Below are 17,661 nucleotides of genomic sequence, written 5' to 3' on the forward strand. Positions count from 1 at the left end.
AAAATACAAACGGCCTGGACGTGGGTCCAGGCCGAGAGGGTCGTCAGGGGATTTTCAGGGCCGTCGGCTGGAGCGAAACTCGGTCCGTCCGGCAACCCGCGCCGGGGGCAATCGTATGAAGTAAACTTAATCAGTAGAACAATTTGCGGAAGCGGCGAAGCGTAATGAAGCTGCTGATTCCAATCCCGAAGAGAGCCAGTGATGTCGGCTCGGGAACGGGCGTCGGATCGTCCTGCACGACGGCGGCCGGTTGATCGGCCCCGATGACGATCTGGCTGGAGGCGAGGTCGGACGGAAGAGGCGAACCCGCCTGGCTCGTCGCCGCGGCGATGGCCAGGATCGTGGAAGCGGAGACGGCCAAGAGCTTGGCCCTGGATCGTTTCATGGATGCTTTCCTCCTGATGTCTCGAACAGTCCAAGATCAGCCGGCTGGACGATCACGTATTCCATGACATCAGTCGATTTATACGAAAACATTCCTGAGTTGCGATGAAGTTCACGCGAGTCATCGAAGAAATTCGTCGATTGCCGCAGGATCATCGCCTTGAACGTAGAAATCGATGCAGCCTCCATGCCAAATCGTCCCGAAAGTTCACAAATCGCGAATTACTCGCCGTTTTCCGGCACGGTGGATTCGCTCGTGGGCAACCGACGGCCGCCATCATGAAACCCCTCGTCGACGCTCATGGTCGACGGCCCATCACCTCGCCAACCCCCGACCCCGAACGGTCGGAACAGCGCGAGCTTAGGCGGCTTTGATTTTGACCAAGCCAATCTCGATAGTCAACAATAAAGAACGAGGCTTTTCCAAAGGCTACTGCACGCCACAATGCTTGGGTCGAATTGCGAGCCGACACACTGTTTGCGCGAGCCCCGCTCAGAATTAAGCCGAAGACGGAGACCGGCGATTTTCGAGAATACCAATTCTTTAAGGGGAAGGCGACACCCCAGGCCGGCGTTCTGGCGCGAATCGACCGCGTCGGGCTACGGGGCGTCCATGTCGAGGATTGTTCGGAGCCGGAGGCCGTTGTAGTGGACGGTGCGGACGGCGCCGTCGCGGTGGCGGCTCTTGGTCAGGCCGGGGATCGCGGCGTGGAGGTCGCGGCCGAGCGATTGCTCCTCTCCGACGGCGTCGCGACCGTGCTCGCGGCACCAGGTCCGCCACGCCTCGTAGAGCGCGCCCGACGAGATCGTCGCGCCGGGTTCGAGCATGCAACGATCGTCGAGGAACGTCGCGATCGGGCTGGCCATCTCATCCATCGATTCCATCAGGTCGCGGGCCGAGTCGGGCTGCAGGAACCGGCCGCGGAGCCGGAGCCGTCGCCAGCCCTCGAACGCCCAGAGCAAGATCCCCGGTAGCTCTCCGTTGAGCCGCTGAAACAGCGTCACGTCCTCGCGGTCGTAGAACGAACGTGTGAACCGGAGGATGACCAGCCGGCTCGACAGCGCCCGGCTCGAATCCTTCAGCCTCGGTAGTTCGTTCGAGATGAGTACGAACCGCGTCGGCAGCCGCCCGGTCCACGAGGGCAGGTGCTTGCGGTCGATCGACTGATCGTCCTCGCCGCTGATCGACAGCAGCGATTCGACGATCGCCGCGTTGTCGGGCCGGCTTGACAGCCGCGCGTCGGGGAAAATCGCCACCGGCTTGTCGATCAACACCGACAGGCCGAACGGCCGCGCCAGCGTCGAGAGCGTCGGATTGACGACGTTGTTCGGCCCCGCGAGCGCCTTCAGCACCCGGCCGATCGTCCCCCGGCCCGACCGCTTCGGACCGATCATCATGAGGATCTTCTGAAGCCTTGTGTCGGTCGTCAGCAAATAGCCGAACCACTCTTGCAGGCTGTCGATGCTCGCCGGATCGTCGGGCCAGATCTGTTCCAGCAGATCGAGCCAGGCGCGCGGGGTCGGCGCCCAGGGGTCGAAATCGTAGTCAAGTGCGTGCGCATTGAAATACCGGGGCGTCGGCGCCATCATGCACCGGGCCCCGGTCACGAACGAAGGCGGATGCACGAGTGCGTTCCGCGCCGGAATCAGCTCGTCGGCCGGCCATTCCGAGAGGTCGCACTCCGAGTCCACGAACGTCGCCGCCTCATCGCCGTCCGGCTCGGGCGGACGCCAGTTGGGATCGCGGGCGAGGGTCTCGGGAACCGCGTCGATCCACGACGGCTGCGACCCGCACTCGTCGCCGCGGACGAGGACCAGGCCCGTGAGCGCCTGGACGACGTCGCCCACCAGCCGGCTCGTAACCGGGATCGGCCCCGCCGGCCGCCGCCCTCGGCCTCGGTCGTCGGGCTCGGCTCTCGCCAGCTCCAGGTGATGAAGCCGCCGGAACTCGTCGGCCAGGCATTGCGAAAGCTGGGCGCGAAGCTCGGGTGCGGAAACGACGCGGTAGACGCCGTCATCCCATCTATGAAATCGTTCCCGCCAGAACCGCAAGCCTACGCCTCCCGCATGGGCGAACCGCTGCAGCAAGAACACGACCGCCAACCGGTGCGGATTCGACTCTGATCCCTCAATCGCAATTGCCGGAACCTCGCTTGCGGTCTCGCAATGCAGCGCTGGCGCGGGGGCCGGAGGCTCGGGCCGTCGAGCCGCGCGCGCCTCGCGACGAGGCGCGCGCCCGCGCTCCGCCAGGTATCCGCGCGGTCGTTCGTCGGGGGCCTTATCGGCGCTTTGGAGCTTGTGCTCAAGCTCGGCGGCGGACCAGGGCGGGACGCACGACCGGTTCCAGTCTTCGAGCAGCGGCCGGGCCTGATCGATGCTGAGCCCGAACCCCTTGACGAGCACGCAGGCTGCATGGAACGCCCGACCGTGCCCCCCCTGCCCCGAGATCGCCGGCGGCAGCTTGGCCACATAAGACGATGCGCGGGTCGCGACCGGCGTCGGGCCGCTCGCGGGCCGTGAGTTCGGATGCGGCGAATCGGGGCGCGAGGCCGTCTCGCGTCCCCGCCTTCGGGCCAGCCATCGCGCCAGGTCGACGGCCCCGGCCGCCCCCGGTGCGGGATCGGCGGCGGAAGGGGGCCAGGGATGCGAGCCGTCTTGGTTCCTGATCATGCAACGATCACTTTATTATCCGTCGTGGCGATCGGAGGGGTGATGAGCCGTGCGTCGTCTTCAGCCGCCGAGGGTGGGGCCGGCACCGTCGAAGGTCGCCAGCCGCCAGGGGCGGTCGGGTCGAGGCGATCCCTTGGCCTTGAGCGTGCCCGGCAAGCCGATGAGCCGCGACGGGTTGACGGTGGCCGTATCGATCACCACCGCGTCGTCGTCGTACTCACGGGCGAGGGTGCGGACCGTATCGGCGATCAGGCCTCGGTGTTCGGCGTCGTTCGGATAGTCGGGCAGCCGGACCAGAATCCAGGCGCCGTTGCCCGAGCGCCCCCATAGGGCCGAGGCCGCCAGCTCGGGCTGGCCAGCGAGCAATGCGTTGCGCCGCGCGACCGCCGCGGCCAGCTCGGCGTCGGTGCTGCTGACGTCGGGCGGCCGCTTGGGGTCGATGTCGAGATAGAGCCATCGCAGGCAAACGACGTCCTCGTCGCGGGTCGTGTGTCGAGTCCGGCCGAGCCGGTTGTCGGACCTCGCCAGCAAGTCGAGGCGGACAGGATTAATGGTGACGTAGCCCGAGACGGTCCGCAGCCGCTCGGACTGGGCGGCGAGCCGGTCGAGGTCGTCGTACCAGCCGGCGAGCGTCGAACCGCCGAAGCTAGTCCCCAGCCGATCGGCCCGGTGGACGTCGCCCCGCCGGTCGAACGCTCCTCGCAGCACTCGAAGCTCGACGCAACCCACACAGGGCGCCGCCAGCGACGACAAGAACCGACGGGCCACAGTCGGATCATTCGTCGGGATCGGCGGCTCGTAGGGAGCGCGGCGAAGGGTAGGTTCCCGGATCTGCATTGTGCTCATGACGGCCTCCCGTTCGTGCGAACGCTCCTCCTCCGCCTCAGGCCGACGCCCGCCGTGCGACGGGCCGAGGGGACCGAGCCGCCGGGAGCAGGAACGTCGGCGCAGGTGATTCGACGAGGGTTTCTTGCAGCTTGTCGAGGGCCTTGCGCTCGATCTGTTTCAGGCGGTAGACGGCCAGACCGCATTCGCGCTCAAGCTCGCGGTATGGGCGAGGTTCGTCGGCCAGATCGTTCGCCCGCTTGATCCGCTTCGCCTCGCGATCATCATCCCGGCGCGATGCGGGGCGAGAGCGGGATTGGGAGCGAGGGCGTCTGTCGGCCTTGACGTCTTCGGCGCGGTCGTCGAGCCGGAAGCGACGCTTGACGAGCCAGGCCTCGAACGGAGTGAGCTGGTTGAACGCGGCGTACAATCGTTCCATCTCCTCGGCGGTTTCCAGCGGCTTTTCGGGCGGCCGTTCCTCGGAGAGCAGGTCTTCCGACGCGCCGGCTTCTTCGGCGTCGAGCGTCGACGCGGAGTACGACGAGCAATCGGCCTGCGCGTTTCGCAGGAACCGGAGGCGTCGGGCCTCGATTCCCATCTGCTCGGCGACGTCCTCCATGGTCGGCTCGCTCTGGTCGCCGCCGGGGTTTGAACGACGACGGCTCACCATCTCGGCTTTCACGCGGTCGAACCGTTTGCGGAGGATCACCAGGTAGTACGGGAAGTGAATCATCGATCCGCCGCCGGACGTGGCTCGCATGATGTAGTTGCGGATCCAGCACGCCGCGTAGGTTGAGAACCGCGTCCCGTGCGTCTCCGGGTCGAAGTCTTCCGTGGCCCGCATCAGGCCGAGGTTCCCTTCCTGGATCAGGTCGTCGAGCTCCATGCCGCGGACCTTGAACTGGCTGGCGATGTTCACGACCAGCCGCATGTTGGCCAGAGTCAACTCCTCGCGGGCGGCGCGGTCCCCGGTCTTGATCCGGGCGGCCAGGTCCAACTCGGCCTCGGCCGACAGCAACGGGACGGACTGGGCGAAGAAGGCCGATTCGTCGCGTTCGGCCTCCGGTCCGTCGGCCTCGCATCCGTCCTGATTTCGACCCACCCGTGAGAGATCATTGGATGTATAGATCATCGCATCAGTCTCGCTTAATCAAGATGTACGCCGCGGCGACTCGCCGCGACGGCGAAGGTTCAGAGCGAAGCAGAGCAGAGCGGAGCGGTCGTCAGCCGGCCGACGCGAGGGCGCCGGGCTCGGGCCAGATCACGAGGAGCTTGTGCGTCGGCGAGGTCGGGGCGGGCCGCGCGGCCTGGAGTCCCCAGGCGCCTCGCCCCACGGCGTCGACCGCCGCGCGGGCGTTGGCGAAGTCGAGGCTCTGCGGCTGGCTGCCGACGTGCGTCAGCGACCGCACGTACCATCGCCCGGAGCGGTGGCCGGCGCGGAACTGGCTGGTGTAGCTCGGCGTGTAGACCAGCACGTACGTCCCCGTCGGTCGATCCAGGACTCGCAGGCCGCCGTCGGCCTGACGCGGCTCGACGTGCAAACGAGGGACGGCGAAGGCGTCGATCGGCGCCAGCCTGAGCATCGCCATGTCCCGCGCCGAGGACGGGGCCGTGGGACGCCTCACGAACTTGGGGGTCGCGTTGGACATGAACAAGACTCCTCGATTTCGGTTGAAAACGACGATGAAATTCAAGATAAGAACAAAACGAGATGCGGAGAGGCGTGCAACGTCGCTCAGGTCAGGCTCTTTCGACGGGTCCACAAGTGTTGCGAAGCCGGCGGCCCGGCGGCGGTGGCGGCGTCGATCAGGGTGTCGGCCGCCAGCCGACGGAGCAGTTCGGGGGCGTTGTCGCCGGGGACGATCGCCCGGCCCAGCAAGGGGAAGGCCCATTCGATCACGCCGGCCTTGCGGACCAGAGTCCGGAGCCAGCCGAACGGCCGGTCGTCGTCTTCAAAGGCCAGCTCCACGACGACGTGGAAGGCGTCGCCGCGACAATCGACATCACGTCTGAGCAGCTCGACGGCGAACGCGGACCATCGCCAGTCGATCACCGCGCCGTCCAGCCGCGCCCCGGTCAACTGGACGCCTCGCAGATCAGCCCCGTTGAACCGGGCGTCGCGCAGATCGGCTCGCCGCAGGTCGGCGTCGCAGAGGTCGGCCTTACGCAAGTCGGCTTCGCGAATCGATGAGTTCGCGAGGTTCGCGCCGACGAGGTTCGCGGAACGGAGGTCGGCCTTGCGAAGGTAGGCGCCGGGCAGATCCGAGGCGGCCAGATCGACGCCTCGCAGATCGGCTCCGGGCAGGAAAGAGCGCGGGGCGACAAGCCCTCGCAGGTCGGCGTAAGTCAGGTCGACTCCGCCTCGTGAGGCCAGCTCGAGAGCCTGGGCGGGGCTCTCGGCCTCGACGAATGCAAAGGGCTTCGTCTTCCAGCGTCGGTACATCGGATGGATCGACATGCCTGATCGTCCCGCGACAAAGAAGGAGGAATTCATGTCCGTGAGCAAGAGCGATGGGCCGCCCGATCGAGCCACGACCGGGCGGCCGAAGCCTGGCGTCAGGCGGGGCCGACGGGGCCGCCCAGCGGCGGCGGCGGGTAGACGATCGGCGGGTTGGAGCCGGGGAACGGCCCCGGGCTGGGCTCGGGAGCCGGCACGGGGTCGCTCGGCGGGGTCGCCGGAGGACGGGGGATCGTCGGATCCGATGCGATGAGCGGACTGGAAAGCATGGCGCCCGGGCTCAGACGCTCTTCGAGCGACTCACCCCAGGTTCGGAAGCGGAATTCGGAGAAGCTTTGCATTGGTAGTTCCTCGTTCTTGAGTCGATGGTTCGTGTGGACGAACCGGCCGATACCGCTGGAGCGACCGCGTCGCACCGTTGGTGTCCGCTGCCGTCGTCCACGCTTCAAAGAGATGATCCGCAAGTGCGAGGAGGAAGTTTCGGGAAAATGGGAAAGTTGTCCCAAATTCGCAAACTTCTTCGATCTCGGAGGGTTGCACGATCGGGATGCCTCTGCATGCGGGCCCGGCGTGGAACCGGTCCGCGAGGTGGGGCGGCGGGAGGGGAGAGGCGTCCCTTCCGGGCTGAGGGGGTGCTTCGGTCAGGCGTCGACGGGCGGGAGGTCGGATGAGAGGATGCGCGTCAGCCGTTCGCAGGCCGCGATTTGAAGCCGGTCGAGGGCGTACTGGAGGCGGCCGTTGTGCTGGGCGTCGTGCATTCGAACCTGCAAGACAGGGACGATCGCCTTGATCCAGAGCCGGTTCTGGGCCTCGAACGCCTCGTACTGGACGAAATCGTCGTCGGCGTTTTCCGTCTCGTCGGTGATCTGATCATCGTCGGGCGGGTTGTCGGTGGTCATGGCGGGTTCCCTTCTCCTGGAGTTCGGTGCGGGAGGTTTCGCGGGACGTTTGCATCAAGGCAATCGAAGCAGTCGCCGGAGTGAACGACGCCGGCGCGGCCCTTCCCTGATGTGCAAGAAGCCAGTCCGCCACAGCCGCAGTCGGTCCGCTCGATCCGATGCGGGCAGGCTTTCATGGCGCTCAGTAGGGCCAGGGTCTCGGCCAACCCGCGCCGTCGTCGTCCCGGCGCGTGGTCGTCGGCGATCCCCGGGGGCCGCTCGGGGACTGGTCGGAGCACATCGAGATAGGCGGGGTTGTAATCGGGGTGAGCCGGGTCGACCAGCTCGCAGAGCCGGACGACCGAGACCCCGGCGCACGACGATCCAGACGCGACCGGGCAGTGCCGGCAGCGCGGCGAGGCCGGGCTTGGGCCGATCATGGTATTGACCGCCTGAGAGTCAGGGAGGTGACGGTGCGGGGCGTCGCGCTATGAGCGACGGGCGACGGCGAACAGTGATGTGCCGGAGCCGAGCGAGCCGCGGAGGGCGGACTTTTCTTCGAGGCGGAAGGCGAGCGACAGGAGCCACGACGCGGCCTTCGGCGGCAGAGTCAGGTGGCGTTGGTAGATCTGTGCGGGCGTTTCGCCCGGTCGGGACAGCGTGCGGGCTCGCTGGCGACGGAGCAACGGGACCAGCCAGCGGCCCCACCAGAACGTACGATCGAGGCGGAGGCCCGAGTCGTCGAACGCGGCGGCCAGCGTATCGGGAAGGTAGCGGCGGCGGTGGCCTTGAACCGCGTCGAACTCGGAGAACATCGCGGGCAAGGCGGGGACGCTCACAACCAGCGCGCCTCCCGGTTCGAGCAGCGCGCCGAGCCGTCGAACAGCCTCGCGATCGTCGTCGAGATGTTCGATCACGTCCAGGGCCAGTACGGCGTCATACCGTGGCGCGTCGGCCCGAAGCGGCTGCGTCAGGTCGGCTTCGATGAGTGTGCGGCCGGGGCGGTCGAGGTGTTCGAGCGTGCGCCGCGAGACGTCCATGCCGACGGCCCGGTAGCCCTGAGCTTCGAGGGCGTCGAGCGTCACTCCCCAGCCGCAGCCAGCGTCTAGCACGTGCGCGGGCGGCTCAATTCCCAGGTCGGAGAGGAGCCGGAGCGTCAACGCGGCGCGGGCGCGCCACCACGGATGGCGGCGGACCACGTCGCCGAGCTCGACGAGGATGTCCTCGGCCATGTTGTCGTCGGCGATTCCCTCCGACCAGTGCTCGATCATCGCCGTTCGGCCCCTGGTTCGTCGTCGTCCTTCGGGCGTTCGGATCGAGGCCCGGAATAATCGCGGACGATGTACGACGGCCGGCCCTTGGTTTCGAGGAAGATGAGCCGGATGTACTCGCCGATGATCCCCAGGCTGAAAAGCTGGATCGAGCCCATGAACAGCACGGTGACGACCATGCTGGCCCAGCCTCGTGGCGCCTTCCCGTTGGTGATCGCGTCAGTGAAGACCCAGACGAGCAGCGCGATGGCGATCGAGATCGTGATCATGCCAAGATACGTAACCAGCCGCAGCGGGTAGCCGCTGAAACTGATCAGGCCGTCGACGGCCAAAGCCATCAGCCCGCGCATCGAGTACTTGGGGTCGCCTTCCTCGCGGGCCGATCGGTCGTAGGCCAGGCCGACCTGGCGGAAGCCGACGAACGATCGCAGGCCGCGGACGAACCGCATCCGTTCGGGAAGGTGGCGGAGCACGTCGACGACCTTACGATCCATCAGGCAGAAATCGCCGCTGTCGAGCGGGATGTCGAGGTCGCTGATCGCGCTCAACAACCGGTAGAAGGCGTGGTAGCCGAGGCGCTTGACCCAGCCTTCCTTGCGGCCCCGGCGAACAGCGTAGACGACTTCGTAGCCCTCGCGCCATTTGTCGACGAACGCGGCGATCAGCTCGGGCGGATCTTGAAGGTCGCCGTCGATGACGACGACGGCCGCGCCGCGCGCGTGGTCGAGGCCGGCGGAGACGGCCGCCTGGTGTCCGAAGTTGCGGCTCAGTCGCAAGACGACGACGCGCGGGTCGCGGCGGCGGAGGTCGTCGATCAGGTCGGGCGTCGCGTCCCGGCTGCCGTCGTCGACCAAGAGCATCTCGTAATCGAGGCCGATCGCCGCCAGGGCGGCCGACGTCCGCCGGTACAGCTCATCAACGTTCTCATGCTCGTTGTAGAGCGGAGCGACCACGCTCAGGGTCGGTCGGGGGTCGGTCGGTCGAGGCGGATCGCACATGGGGCGGGCGTCTGCGTCAGTCGGAGTCGGAATCGGGAGCGTCGTTCACATGAACGCGGCGACGCCTCATCTTGGACGCTCCACCGCGACGCGGCAAGGGGAATCCCTTGCGTTTCAGCCCGGTCCGTCATTGGGTGATGGTGAACTGCCTGAAGCCCTGGGTCGCGAGGAACGGGCAGGTCGACGCGGACGCCGAATACGACAGAAGGAACGGATTGCAAACCTGCTGGACGACAGCCAGCCCGTACGGCCCGGCGGCGGAGGTCGCGCAGCTCTGCGACGCGCCGTTGGGGCACCCGCCGGTCGGGAAATAGGTCGCCGAGAACACCAGCGAGCCTCCCTGGCAGGCCAGCGTGAGGACAAGCTGGTTGGCGCAGCCGCTTTGCCACTGATTCGACCCGTTGAATGTCATCAAGGCTGAGCCGCCGCTGGTCAGCACGTTGGTCCACGAGACGGTAAGGTTCCGTCGCGGAACGGCGCAGGGGGAGCAAGCGACGGGGCTCGCGGGCGTGCCGTTCAACTCGGCGACCCATCGTCCGCCGATTGACTGTGCGACGACGAAATCGCCGATATTCGGTAAGAGTGTACCGACGATCACGACCGGGATCGTGCGGCCGGAGTCGACGAGCGTGGCGCTCGCCGCGCCCTCGGATTCGCCCCCCTCGATCCGGACGGGATGGACGAGGAAAACGTGGTCGAGGCTGTTCGGCATGGCTCCGCCGGAGGCGACCTGGCCGATGAATCGGGGGGTTCCACGGGGATTCTGGGCGTCGCGCCCGGGGGAGCGGAGCCGGTTGCGGTCGCGACCGGGATCGCGCGTGACGTCCCATTTCAGCCGCAGTGGTCGGAGCGGATCATGCGTCATAGTTTGTCTTCTTCGTCCGGTCGATCGGTCAGCCGTCGAAGCGGAACGTCCAGCGTCCCGAGCACGATTGGGCGATGACCTTGGTTCCGATTGGCGGGACGTGCGTCCCCAGGTTGTAGACGAAGTAGGTGCGTGAGAGGTCGGTGACGTAGACCGCGGCGGCGCCCTCGGACTCGGGGCCGTCGAGCCGCACCGGCGAGCACGCGAAGAATGCGTTGGCCGACGACGGATAAACGATGGCGACCTTGGTCTGCACGAGCATGGCGACCGAGCCGTCCTCGGCGAACCTCGCCGCCCGGCTGGTCGCGGCGAGGGCGTCCTCCTGGCGGTCGCGAAGGATGCGAGCATCGAACATGATGATGCGATTCCTCGTTGCTGGGTTGAGTCGGTCGAATCGGCGCGGTCAGACGCGGGCGTCGGCCAGCTCGATGACGGTGGCCTGGCGGTCGGCGGTGAACTCCCACGTGAGGGCCGAGATCACGGGGTAGACGGGCGACTCGCCCTGATCGGCGCCGACGTTGGTCTGCAAGCCGACGTCGCGGCCGTTGATCCGGGCGACCCGGTCGCCGACGCGGTACGACGTGATCAGGCTGGGGACGGTGACACTGCCGGCCATCGGGGGCAGCTCGTGGGCCGACCGAAGCTGCTCGGCCCAGGCCAGGGCGCGCGGAGTGTCGTCACGCAGGGTCACGGGGATGGCGGCGGCGTTGAAGGCCGAATGGGCGGCGACGGTCTCCATGCCGAAGTGGTCACGTGCGTCGACGCGGCGGCGGCGGGTGAACTTGGTCGGCGAGGCGGGCCGCGCGTCGACGGCGGCGGGGAGCATCAGGTCGTCGTCGACGACCGTGGTGAGCCGTAGGAAGAAGCGGGTGTTGGGCGCCGAAGGATTCGCCTGGCTGGTGACGCCGCGAAGCGTTCGGCTGGGCTCTTGCGCGGTCAAGCCGGTGAAGTCGCCGATCGGCCACGCCTCGGGGTCTTCGACGACGACGAACACGCCGAGCCGGTCCTCCAGCAGCTCCCAGCCGCCGGAGATCGGCTGCCAGTCGCCGGTGCCGTCCCAGACCGCCGGCGCGGCGCCGTTGTAGTTCCGCGAGAGCGCGAGTTGCGCCCGCAACCGCCGGCCCTGGGCGTCGCGCGTGACCAGCGAGGTCGAGCCGGGCCGCAGCCGCTTGACGTACGTCGAGCCCCCTTCGTCGTCGTTAGGGAAGACGGGCGAGAGGTCGAGCGCGGCGTTCGACCACGACGCGGCGGCCGGGTTCCAGTGGCCGTCGCCCGCCTCGTCGGCGACGTAGTAGCGATACTTGCGCTGGGAGTCGCCGGCGGCTGCGGCAAGGTTGGCGCGGAGGAACTGAATGCGGTTGGTCGCCGTCTCGTCGCCGGCCGTGGGAATGAAGCCCGGCGCGAGCACGACCGAAAGCTCGACCCGCCTCTGGTTGGTCTCGACGGTCACGGCGTTGACGATCGGGCGGGTGTCGCGGTGAAGGTGCATGGCGGCGACGTTGCAGCGGGCGGGGTTCAGATCGTCGCCGGCGTCGGGCAGCAAAAGCTCGCGGATCAGGCCGGCGTCGTCGGCGTCCTTGCGGTAGATCTCAATCTCGTTGCGGGGCGCTCCGACTCCGTCCTCGCCGGTGACGAACCGGAGGCCGAAGCCCGCGTGGTCGAGCTGCGCGGCCAGCGCCTCGGGCCACGGGGTGTTGGTCGCGTCGAAGTCGCGGACGACGACATCGGCGGCCGAATAGCCCTTGGCGTCGCCCGCATTCATATCAACGAACGCCGATCCATTGATCGGGGGTCGCGATTGAAGCAGGGCGTCGAGCCGCTCGAAATCGGGGTTGTTGACATAAGTCTGATCGTTATAAACGCTGAGGACGTAGCGGACGAACTTGCCGAGGGTCCAGAAGGTGCGCGGGTCGGGGACGCGGTCGATGTGCGGGTCGAGGAAGACCGGGTAGCTTGCCGAGGCGTCGCCCTGGTTGACGTCGGCGCCGTCGGGCGTGCAGTTGGGACGGCCGTCGGGGTTGAACCGCGAGGGGAGCTCGACGTCGACGACGTTGCCGTTCCGGGGATCGTCGGCGTTGCGCTGGCGACGGCCGCCGATCGGGACGTCCCAGCAGCGGACCGCCGCGCCGAGGGCGAGGAAGCTGACGCGCTGCGAGCGCGAGGTGAGGTCGACCTGCGGCGACTGCGCAAACCCGTCGAAGAGGATTCGCTGGGCGCCTGACGGGCTGGTCACAAGGACGACCAGGCGGTCGTCGTTGCGGACGACATACGGGCCGGATGCGTCGATCGGCCAGAGACCGCCGAAGTCGGCCGGGGCCGGAGCGTCGGCGGTCGCGTCGTCGAGCACGTACGAGAACCGGGCCGCGGGGGGCTCGGGGCCTTCGCGGTACTGGATCTGGTCGCACCGCACGTTGGGCAGCGTCTGGTACTGGGCGTCGCCGGCCTGCGAGGCGTCGTACCGGCAAACGCAGACGGCCGCCGCCGGACTCGACAGCGGCGCGTCGTACGGATCGAAATCAAAAGATCCAGCCATGCCGATCCCCTTGGAGCGTGTCGTATTTCGCAAGACCGAGAACGCCAGCCGCGCCGGCGATCATCCGAGCAGTCCCATCGCCCTGAGATCGTTGACGAGGGCGTTGAGAAGCTGGGTCGTGTTCTCGGAGAAGACCCGCAGATTCTCATACGCGGCCCGAAGGCTGTTGAGGTCGGCGGCTTGGGCGTAGGGTGTGCCGGTCTGACCGCTGGCGACGCCGGTATAGGCCGTCGACGCCGGGGTGGACGTGTAGGCGCCGAGGGTCCGCGTATTGGTCGCGTACCCCTGGACGTACGTGCCGGGGCGGACGACGGGCGTGGCGTTCCAGAAACCGAGCTTCTGCGTGGTCGCGGTGCCGATCTTCGTGCCGGCGGTCGTTCCGAACGCGACGTTGGCGCCGTCGACGAGCGTCCCGCCGGCCAGCGGCATGTACGGGAGGGCGTCGGTTCCGACGACGCCGCAGACGACGCGGTCATCGGTCAGGCCGAGGATGGTCGTCGCGCTGGTGACGACCGTCGCCAGTCGGACGTGGGCGGTCGTCGGGTAGCCGGTCGTCGAGATCGTAAGCGTGCCGGCGTCGGTCAGGTAGAGCGAGCACGTCTGATTTTGCGGCAAGGTCGTCAAGGCCGAACCGGCGAACGCGCCGACGGTCCCGTCGCGCTTCTGGAACCGTCCGGCCGCCGCCTGGACGTTCAGGCTGGCGCTGGGGATCTCGGCCGTGGTGACGCACAAGCCGCCGACCGGCGCCAGAGCGTCGATCGCGTCGGCGTTGGCGTTCAGCGGCAGGTTCCAGTTGCGGTCGGCCACGGCCGGCTTGCCGAGTTTCGCGTTGTTCGTGTAGATCGTCGACATGAGTGAATTCGTTTCCGGATGACGGGGTGGAAGCGTCGGGGAAGGCTCGTCACGCGGGGCTGGGGGTCCACGAAAGGGTCGCGCGGCGGGTGGCCGGATCGTACGTGCACGACAGCCGCGAGCCGTCGGGGCCGGCGCCGGGGGGGCGTGGGGGCGACTGGATCACGGCCGAGGCGATGAACGGGGCGGACTCGTTGCCGGCGGCGTCGAACGAGGCGACGGCGAACGTCCATGCGCCTCGCGAGAGGGCCGGACTGGTCCAGCGGTACGACGACGAGGCGCGGCCGAAGCTTCCCTGGCCGAAGCCGCCGAGGCCGTAGCCGTCGGTGAGCACGCCGGAGGGGTACGCCTGGATCTCGGCCAGCGGGCTGGAGTAATCGACGCCGGCGCCGGGCAAGGGCGAGCCATAGACCCGGAACCCCTGGACGTCGTCGCGGCCCGACGGGTCGAGGTACGTCCCGCCCAGCCAGTCCAGTTCGACGCGGTCGCTAGGGGCCGCCGGGAGCATGGTCGAGAAGTCTTGCGCGGCTTCGCCCGGCCCGACGGCGCCGACGTCGATCCGAACCCGCGAGCGCGGCATCGTGATCGCGGCCCAGCGGCTCGTGCCGTACCAGGCGAGCACCCGGCCGACGTACACCTGGAAGACCGTCCCCAGGGGCGCGGTCGAGGTCCACTCAAGCTGGAGCGTCGAGCCGTCCCAGACCGGCGGCCGGACCTCGGTGATCGTGCTTTGATCGAAGGGCATGATGAGCGTCGCCTTGTCGTCGTCGAGGGCGGAGATTTCAACTCACGTCACGTCAGGCCGTGGAACACGGCGCGGTAGGGCATCGCCCAGCCGCCGCCGCAAGGTTGTGGACCGCGCGAATCGGGGACGAATTCGCCCTTGAAAACGACGTTCGACCACGCTCGCCCGCGCGGGTCGATCAGCGTCCGGGCGACGCCGTCGGCGTAGAACGCGAACTGGGCCTCGGCGGCGTTCAGGCCGGCGAACGTCGGGGCGGTGAGCATTCCCCGGATGAAGAACGATCGGCCCCGGCCGCCGCCGTCGAGCACCTGCGTGCCGCTGACGCCGAAGAACGCGTTGACCTGCTGCGCCCGGGGGTGGACGACGTGCTGAAACTGCACCGCCGATCCGAAAATATTGACGCCGTTGTATGTCATCATTGATGTGAATCCTCTTGACGGTCAAGCGTCGATGCGGCCCCGGAACCCGCGTGGACGCGAGCCGAGCGGGGAAGGCCCCGGAGCCGACAGCGCCGCGACGGTCTCTTCCAGCTTCGCGACGGCCTGCGACAGCCGGCCCTCGATCCGCTCGAGCGCCTCGGAGCCGGCTGACGACCGGTCGTCGCCCCGCGCCCAGTCGTCGAGCGAGCCGGACCCCGACGGACCAGCGTTGAGTCCGTCTGGTCTGAACCGCGACACGGCCGCCGCCCGGTTCGACCAGGACGAATCCGCCGACCAGGGGGCGAACCGATCCGCCGAGCCGCCGTCATCGACGGCCGGGGTGGCGAGAGGAACGGCCGAGAGCAGGGCCGAAGGATCTGCGAGCAGGCCGTCGGCGAGCGGGTTCGCGGCCAGGGCCGAGAGGACGTCGCCCCCCCCGCCCTCGTCGATCCCGGCCGTGACCAGCGAGGCAAGCGACGCGCCCGGATCGGCGTCGTTCGGGAACACGACGTCGGGCGGCGCGATGAGCGAGGAGTCGTCGCCGCCGAGGCTGTCCACGACGGCCGGGGGGGCGGCTGTCTGCGGCGGGAAGCTCGTGAGGATCGGCAGATCGGCCGCCCGGATCGCTTCGCTCGGGACGAAGTTCGGCGTGGTTGATGTGAGTGCGGCGACCGTCGGAAGTTGGTGCGGCGCGGGAGCGGGTTGTACCGCGGCTTCGGATTCCGGAGCCGCCGGTTCGGCCGGGATCGGCGGGACGGCCAGGAAGTCGTCCAGGCCGGCGACGGACGGAAACGCGGCGGCCGGTGAAGCGGCGATCAGGAAGGGATCGAGCGGCCTGGACGATGCGGATGGATTTTCATGCAAGTTCATGACGATTGACTACCTCCTGGCTCTCGCCGCGGCTTTTGTTTATTCAAAACAGCGACTCGCGGGCTGCGTCCTGGGCGCGGAGGTCGAGGTTGTCGATCCACCGCGAGGGGGGGACGGCGCGGCCGAGGGCGACGAGCATTTCGGAAACGCCGATGGCGTCCTCCCAGGGAAGGTCCTGGTTCACTCCGTTGGCGATCAACGTGCAGCGGAGCCATCGGCTGAAGGTTTTGGGGAGCGGCCGGTCAACACCAAGTTGATCTTCGCCCAGCGGTCGCGGCAGTCTGGGTCTTCGGCGTCGACGACCAGCAGGCGGCGGAGGTCGCGGTCGGTCAGATCGTAGTTGCGGAGGAGTAGCGCTGCGGTCATGCGGAACTGGACGGCCAGACGGCCGGCGTGGTCGTCGGGGTCGCAGTCGGTCAACTCGTCGATCAGGTCTTCGAACTCGACGCCGAAGCTGGGCCCGCCGCCGACGCCTATGCGGCCGTCGCCGTCGCGCGTCGGATAGAGCCGCAGCCAGGGGCGCGGAAGGGTCCAGATCTGGCCGTCGCCGAGGGCGACCTTGGGGCCGTCGGAAAAGTCGGGCCGGCGCGTCGAGGCTTCGTCAGGCATCGTGGGCTCCCGCGACGAGGAGGCCCCGCTCCGATCCGTCGGGGCGGGACGTCCACTGGTAGCGCGTCTGGCCTTCCCGGGGGTGGCCGACGGGGAACAAGAGGGTGTCGCGCGGGTCGGCGGTGACGAACAGCCGTCCGCCGGGCTGGCGGCGGATGTACGCCCGCTCCCCGCGCGACCGGTCCACGCCCAGGAGCGGCTCGGCCGAGCGGAGGATCGAGTCGATCCGGTCGAGTTGGGTTTCGCCGCTCTTGAGCGACTCGGGCAGGATCAAGGCGTCGAACGTGTGATCCATCGTCGTATTCACCTGTGAGGTTCCGTGGCTCGACCGGTCCGCCGGGTGAGGAGGACGCGGCTCAGGCCCGGGTGAAGCTCAATGGGTTGGTCGTGCCGTCGGTCGAGAACGCCAGCAGACTGAGCGTGGCCGAGCCGAACTGGCCGTGGGCTCCGCTGGTCTCGGCGTTCTCGGCCACCGCGTTGGCCAGGACGTAAAGGATGTCGCCGCCGGTCTCGCCCTTGGCGTCCTTGTGGGTCGCGCTGAACGAGGCCGTGGTGCCCGGCGCGACGGCCATCAGCGCGGCGGTGTCGGCGCTGGTGACGGCGGCCCGGGGCTTGTTCATCAGGTTGACGACGACGGTGGGGAAGTGGTCGCCGTCGGCGGAATAGGCCGCCAGCGAGCCCCCCTGGGTGAAGCTCACCTGGGAGACGCGTGAGATCGGCGTCGACCCGAACGACACGGCCGTCCAGTTCGCCTGGAGCTTGGTTGCAGCCATGAATCAACTCCTTTGCAAGGGATCAAAAGAAAACGTGAGCAGTCGTCGTCGACGTCATTCCGAGAGGTCGAGGCCGCTCCAGCCTTCGACGAGGTACTGGAAAGCGAGCTTGGCGACGATCCGCCGCTCGGGAGCGTTCGGCTTCAGCCAGGTCCACGAGCGGATGCGGGTCGAGCCGGGGAGCGTCACGTCCGCCAGCGAACGACCGTTCAGGACGGCCGCCGCGGTGTTCAGCAGCAGCTCGACCGCCTCGTCGCGGAGCTGGGGGTCGTCGTCGCGAGCGAGGAAGGTCAGGGCCGCGGTGGCGGTCATCACCATCGCGCCGGTCGTGTCGTCCCAATGGTCCGCGGCGGTCGTCGCTTCGGGCTCGACCACCGCAGCGCGGCGGTCGCCGCTGCGTTCGCCCCGGTCTTCGGGAAGGCCCGAGAGATAGACGCCGTCGAACGCCCCGGAGACGTCGAGCAGTTCGTGGATCGCATTGCGGACGTCGCGCTCGCGATGACTCGCCATG

General features: G+C 68.1%; 23 protein-coding genes. All 23 read right to left on the reverse strand.

Annotation, left to right across the window (positions count from 1 at the left end; all coding sequences use genetic code 11):
* Positions 1-130: 130 nt before the first annotated feature.
* Positions 131-385 (reverse strand): PEP-CTERM sorting domain-containing protein, encoded by a 255-nt coding sequence (locus tag BSF38_RS03115; RefSeq protein WP_076343409.1) that lies wholly within the window; start codon positions 383-385, stop codon positions 131-133.
* Positions 386-984: 599 nt separating this feature from the next.
* Positions 985-3,054: a DNA primase family protein gene (locus BSF38_RS03120; protein WP_076343410.1), complete on the reverse strand. Its 2,070-nt coding sequence runs from the start codon at positions 3,052-3,054 to the stop codon at positions 985-987.
* A 60-nt stretch (positions 3,055-3,114) separates the two neighbouring features.
* A complete protein-coding gene (locus BSF38_RS03125; RefSeq protein ID WP_145951946.1) occupies positions 3,115-3,900 on the reverse strand; it encodes a hypothetical protein in 786 nt (261 codons plus the stop codon).
* A gap of 37 nt (positions 3,901-3,937) precedes the next feature.
* The gene (locus BSF38_RS03130; RefSeq protein ID WP_083712661.1) at positions 3,938-5,011 is read right to left on the reverse strand and encodes a sigma-70 family RNA polymerase sigma factor; all 1,074 of its coding nucleotides are present in this window, start codon (positions 5,009-5,011) and stop codon (positions 3,938-3,940) included.
* 91 nt (positions 5,012-5,102) lie between these two features.
* Entirely contained in the window at positions 5,103-5,528 is a 426-nt protein-coding gene (locus BSF38_RS03135; protein ID WP_076343413.1) for a hypothetical protein, read from the reverse strand.
* An 86-nt stretch (positions 5,529-5,614) separates the two neighbouring features.
* Positions 5,615-6,337, reverse strand: coding sequence for a pentapeptide repeat-containing protein (locus BSF38_RS03140; protein ID WP_076343414.1), 723 nt, complete (start codon positions 6,335-6,337; stop codon positions 5,615-5,617).
* A gap of 98 nt (positions 6,338-6,435) precedes the next feature.
* Positions 6,436-6,678 carry a hypothetical protein gene (locus tag BSF38_RS03145; protein WP_076343415.1) on the reverse strand — a complete coding sequence of 81 codons (243 nt, stop codon included), beginning with the start codon at positions 6,676-6,678 and terminating at the stop codon, positions 6,436-6,438.
* 300 nt (positions 6,679-6,978) lie between these two features.
* Positions 6,979-7,236, reverse strand: a complete 258-nt coding sequence (locus tag BSF38_RS03150) for a hypothetical protein (protein WP_076343416.1) — start codon at positions 7,234-7,236, stop codon at positions 6,979-6,981.
* Positions 7,233-7,655 carry a hypothetical protein gene (locus BSF38_RS30530; protein ID WP_145951947.1) on the reverse strand — a complete coding sequence of 141 codons (423 nt, stop codon included), beginning with the start codon at positions 7,653-7,655 and terminating at the stop codon, positions 7,233-7,235. The genes BSF38_RS03150 and BSF38_RS30530 overlap by 4 nt, the downstream gene beginning before the upstream one ends.
* Before the next feature lie 48 nt (positions 7,656-7,703).
* The gene (locus BSF38_RS03155; RefSeq protein ID WP_076343417.1) at positions 7,704-8,486 is read right to left on the reverse strand and encodes a class I SAM-dependent methyltransferase; all 783 of its coding nucleotides are present in this window, start codon (positions 8,484-8,486) and stop codon (positions 7,704-7,706) included.
* Positions 8,483-9,484, reverse strand: coding sequence for a glycosyltransferase family 2 protein (locus BSF38_RS03160; protein ID WP_076343418.1), 1,002 nt, complete (start codon positions 9,482-9,484; stop codon positions 8,483-8,485). Before BSF38_RS03160 ends, BSF38_RS03155 begins: the two co-directional genes overlap by 4 nt.
* 127 nt (positions 9,485-9,611) lie before the next feature.
* Positions 9,612-10,349, reverse strand: coding sequence for a hypothetical protein (locus BSF38_RS03165; RefSeq protein WP_076343419.1), 738 nt, complete (start codon positions 10,347-10,349; stop codon positions 9,612-9,614).
* A gap of 28 nt (positions 10,350-10,377) precedes the next feature.
* A complete protein-coding gene (locus BSF38_RS03170; protein WP_076343420.1) occupies positions 10,378-10,704 on the reverse strand; it encodes a hypothetical protein in 327 nt (108 codons plus the stop codon).
* Between the two features lie 48 nt (positions 10,705-10,752).
* Positions 10,753-12,882 carry a hypothetical protein gene (locus tag BSF38_RS03175; protein ID WP_076343421.1) on the reverse strand — a complete coding sequence of 710 codons (2,130 nt, stop codon included), beginning with the start codon at positions 12,880-12,882 and terminating at the stop codon, positions 10,753-10,755.
* Between the two features lie 60 nt (positions 12,883-12,942).
* Positions 12,943-13,734 (reverse strand): hypothetical protein, encoded by a 792-nt coding sequence (locus BSF38_RS03180; protein ID WP_076343422.1) that lies wholly within the window; start codon positions 13,732-13,734, stop codon positions 12,943-12,945.
* 49 nt (positions 13,735-13,783) lie between these two features.
* Positions 13,784-14,479, reverse strand: a complete 696-nt coding sequence (locus tag BSF38_RS03185) for a hypothetical protein (RefSeq protein WP_076343423.1) — start codon at positions 14,477-14,479, stop codon at positions 13,784-13,786.
* 47 nt (positions 14,480-14,526) lie between these two features.
* Positions 14,527-14,898, reverse strand: a complete 372-nt coding sequence (locus tag BSF38_RS03190; protein ID WP_076343424.1) for a hypothetical protein — start codon at positions 14,896-14,898, stop codon at positions 14,527-14,529.
* A gap of 21 nt (positions 14,899-14,919) precedes the next feature.
* Positions 14,920-15,768, reverse strand: a complete 849-nt coding sequence (locus BSF38_RS03195) for a hypothetical protein (RefSeq protein WP_076343425.1) — start codon at positions 15,766-15,768, stop codon at positions 14,920-14,922.
* A gap of 43 nt (positions 15,769-15,811) precedes the next feature.
* Complete coding sequence (locus BSF38_RS31180) at positions 15,812-15,952, reverse strand: hypothetical protein (RefSeq protein WP_168189299.1); 141 nt, start codon at positions 15,950-15,952, stop codon at positions 15,812-15,814.
* Between the two features lie 11 nt (positions 15,953-15,963).
* The gene (locus tag BSF38_RS03200; protein WP_076343426.1) at positions 15,964-16,377 is read right to left on the reverse strand and encodes a hypothetical protein; all 414 of its coding nucleotides are present in this window, start codon (positions 16,375-16,377) and stop codon (positions 15,964-15,966) included.
* Complete coding sequence (locus BSF38_RS03205; protein WP_145951948.1) at positions 16,370-16,684, reverse strand: hypothetical protein; 315 nt, start codon at positions 16,682-16,684, stop codon at positions 16,370-16,372. Before BSF38_RS03205 ends, BSF38_RS03200 begins: the two co-directional genes overlap by 8 nt.
* 49 nt (positions 16,685-16,733) lie before the next feature.
* Entirely contained in the window at positions 16,734-17,150 is a 417-nt protein-coding gene (locus tag BSF38_RS03210; RefSeq protein ID WP_076343428.1) for a hypothetical protein, read from the reverse strand.
* 54 nt (positions 17,151-17,204) lie between these two features.
* Positions 17,205-17,660, reverse strand: coding sequence for a hypothetical protein (locus tag BSF38_RS03215; RefSeq protein ID WP_076343429.1), 456 nt, complete (start codon positions 17,658-17,660; stop codon positions 17,205-17,207).
* Between the last annotated feature and the right edge of the window lies 1 nt (position 17,661).

This window comes from Paludisphaera borealis (assembly GCF_001956985.1).
Lineage (GTDB): Bacteria > Planctomycetota > Planctomycetia > Isosphaerales > Isosphaeraceae > Paludisphaera > Paludisphaera borealis.

What these genes read in the sequence shown, in the direction of transcription:
- BSF38_RS03120 (WP_076343410.1), bottom strand. Translation starts at nt 3,054, where the DNA reads ATGATCAGGAACCAAGACGGCTCGCATCCCTGGCCCCCTTCCGCCGCC.
- BSF38_RS03195 (WP_076343425.1), bottom strand. Translation starts at nt 15,768, where the DNA reads ATGAACTTGCATGAAAATCCATCCGCATCGTCCAGGCCGCTCGATCCC.
- BSF38_RS03125 (WP_145951946.1), bottom strand. Translation starts at nt 3,900, where the DNA reads ATGAGCACAATGCAGATCCGGGAACCTACCCTTCGCCGCGCTCCCTAC.
- BSF38_RS03170 (WP_076343420.1), bottom strand. Translation starts at nt 10,704, where the DNA reads ATGTTCGATGCTCGCATCCTTCGCGACCGCCAGGAGGACGCCCTCGCC.
- BSF38_RS30530 (WP_145951947.1), bottom strand. Translation starts at nt 7,655, where the DNA reads ATGATCGGCCCAAGCCCGGCCTCGCCGCGCTGCCGGCACTGCCCGGTC.
- BSF38_RS03165 (WP_076343419.1), bottom strand. Translation starts at nt 10,349, where the DNA reads ATGACGCATGATCCGCTCCGACCACTGCGGCTGAAATGGGACGTCACG.
- BSF38_RS03180 (WP_076343422.1), bottom strand. Translation starts at nt 13,734, where the DNA reads ATGTCGACGATCTACACGAACAACGCGAAACTCGGCAAGCCGGCCGTG.
- BSF38_RS03160 (WP_076343418.1), bottom strand. Translation starts at nt 9,484, where the DNA reads ATGTGCGATCCGCCTCGACCGACCGACCCCCGACCGACCCTGAGCGTG.
- BSF38_RS03140 (WP_076343414.1), bottom strand. Translation starts at nt 6,337, where the DNA reads ATGTCGATCCATCCGATGTACCGACGCTGGAAGACGAAGCCCTTTGCA.
- BSF38_RS03130 (WP_083712661.1), bottom strand. Translation starts at nt 5,011, where the DNA reads ATGATCTATACATCCAATGATCTCTCACGGGTGGGTCGAAATCAGGAC.
- BSF38_RS03145 (WP_076343415.1), bottom strand. Translation starts at nt 6,678, where the DNA reads ATGCAAAGCTTCTCCGAATTCCGCTTCCGAACCTGGGGTGAGTCGCTC.
- BSF38_RS03190 (WP_076343424.1), bottom strand. Translation starts at nt 14,898, where the DNA reads ATGATGACATACAACGGCGTCAATATTTTCGGATCGGCGGTGCAGTTT.
- BSF38_RS03175 (WP_076343421.1), bottom strand. Translation starts at nt 12,882, where the DNA reads ATGGCTGGATCTTTTGATTTCGATCCGTACGACGCGCCGCTGTCGAGT.
- BSF38_RS03200 (WP_076343426.1), bottom strand. Translation starts at nt 16,377, where the DNA reads ATGCCTGACGAAGCCTCGACGCGCCGGCCCGACTTTTCCGACGGCCCC.
- BSF38_RS03115 (WP_076343409.1), bottom strand. Translation starts at nt 385, where the DNA reads ATGAAACGATCCAGGGCCAAGCTCTTGGCCGTCTCCGCTTCCACGATC.
- BSF38_RS03210 (WP_076343428.1), bottom strand. Translation starts at nt 17,150, where the DNA reads ATGGCTGCAACCAAGCTCCAGGCGAACTGGACGGCCGTGTCGTTCGGG.
- BSF38_RS03215 (WP_076343429.1), bottom strand. Translation starts at nt 17,660, where the DNA reads ATGGCGAGTCATCGCGAGCGCGACGTCCGCAATGCGATCCACGAACTG.
- BSF38_RS03185 (WP_076343423.1), bottom strand. Translation starts at nt 14,479, where the DNA reads ATGCCCTTCGATCAAAGCACGATCACCGAGGTCCGGCCGCCGGTCTGG.
- BSF38_RS03135 (WP_076343413.1), bottom strand. Translation starts at nt 5,528, where the DNA reads ATGTCCAACGCGACCCCCAAGTTCGTGAGGCGTCCCACGGCCCCGTCC.
- BSF38_RS03150 (WP_076343416.1), bottom strand. Translation starts at nt 7,236, where the DNA reads ATGACCACCGACAACCCGCCCGACGATGATCAGATCACCGACGAGACG.
- BSF38_RS03155 (WP_076343417.1), bottom strand. Translation starts at nt 8,486, where the DNA reads ATGATCGAGCACTGGTCGGAGGGAATCGCCGACGACAACATGGCCGAG.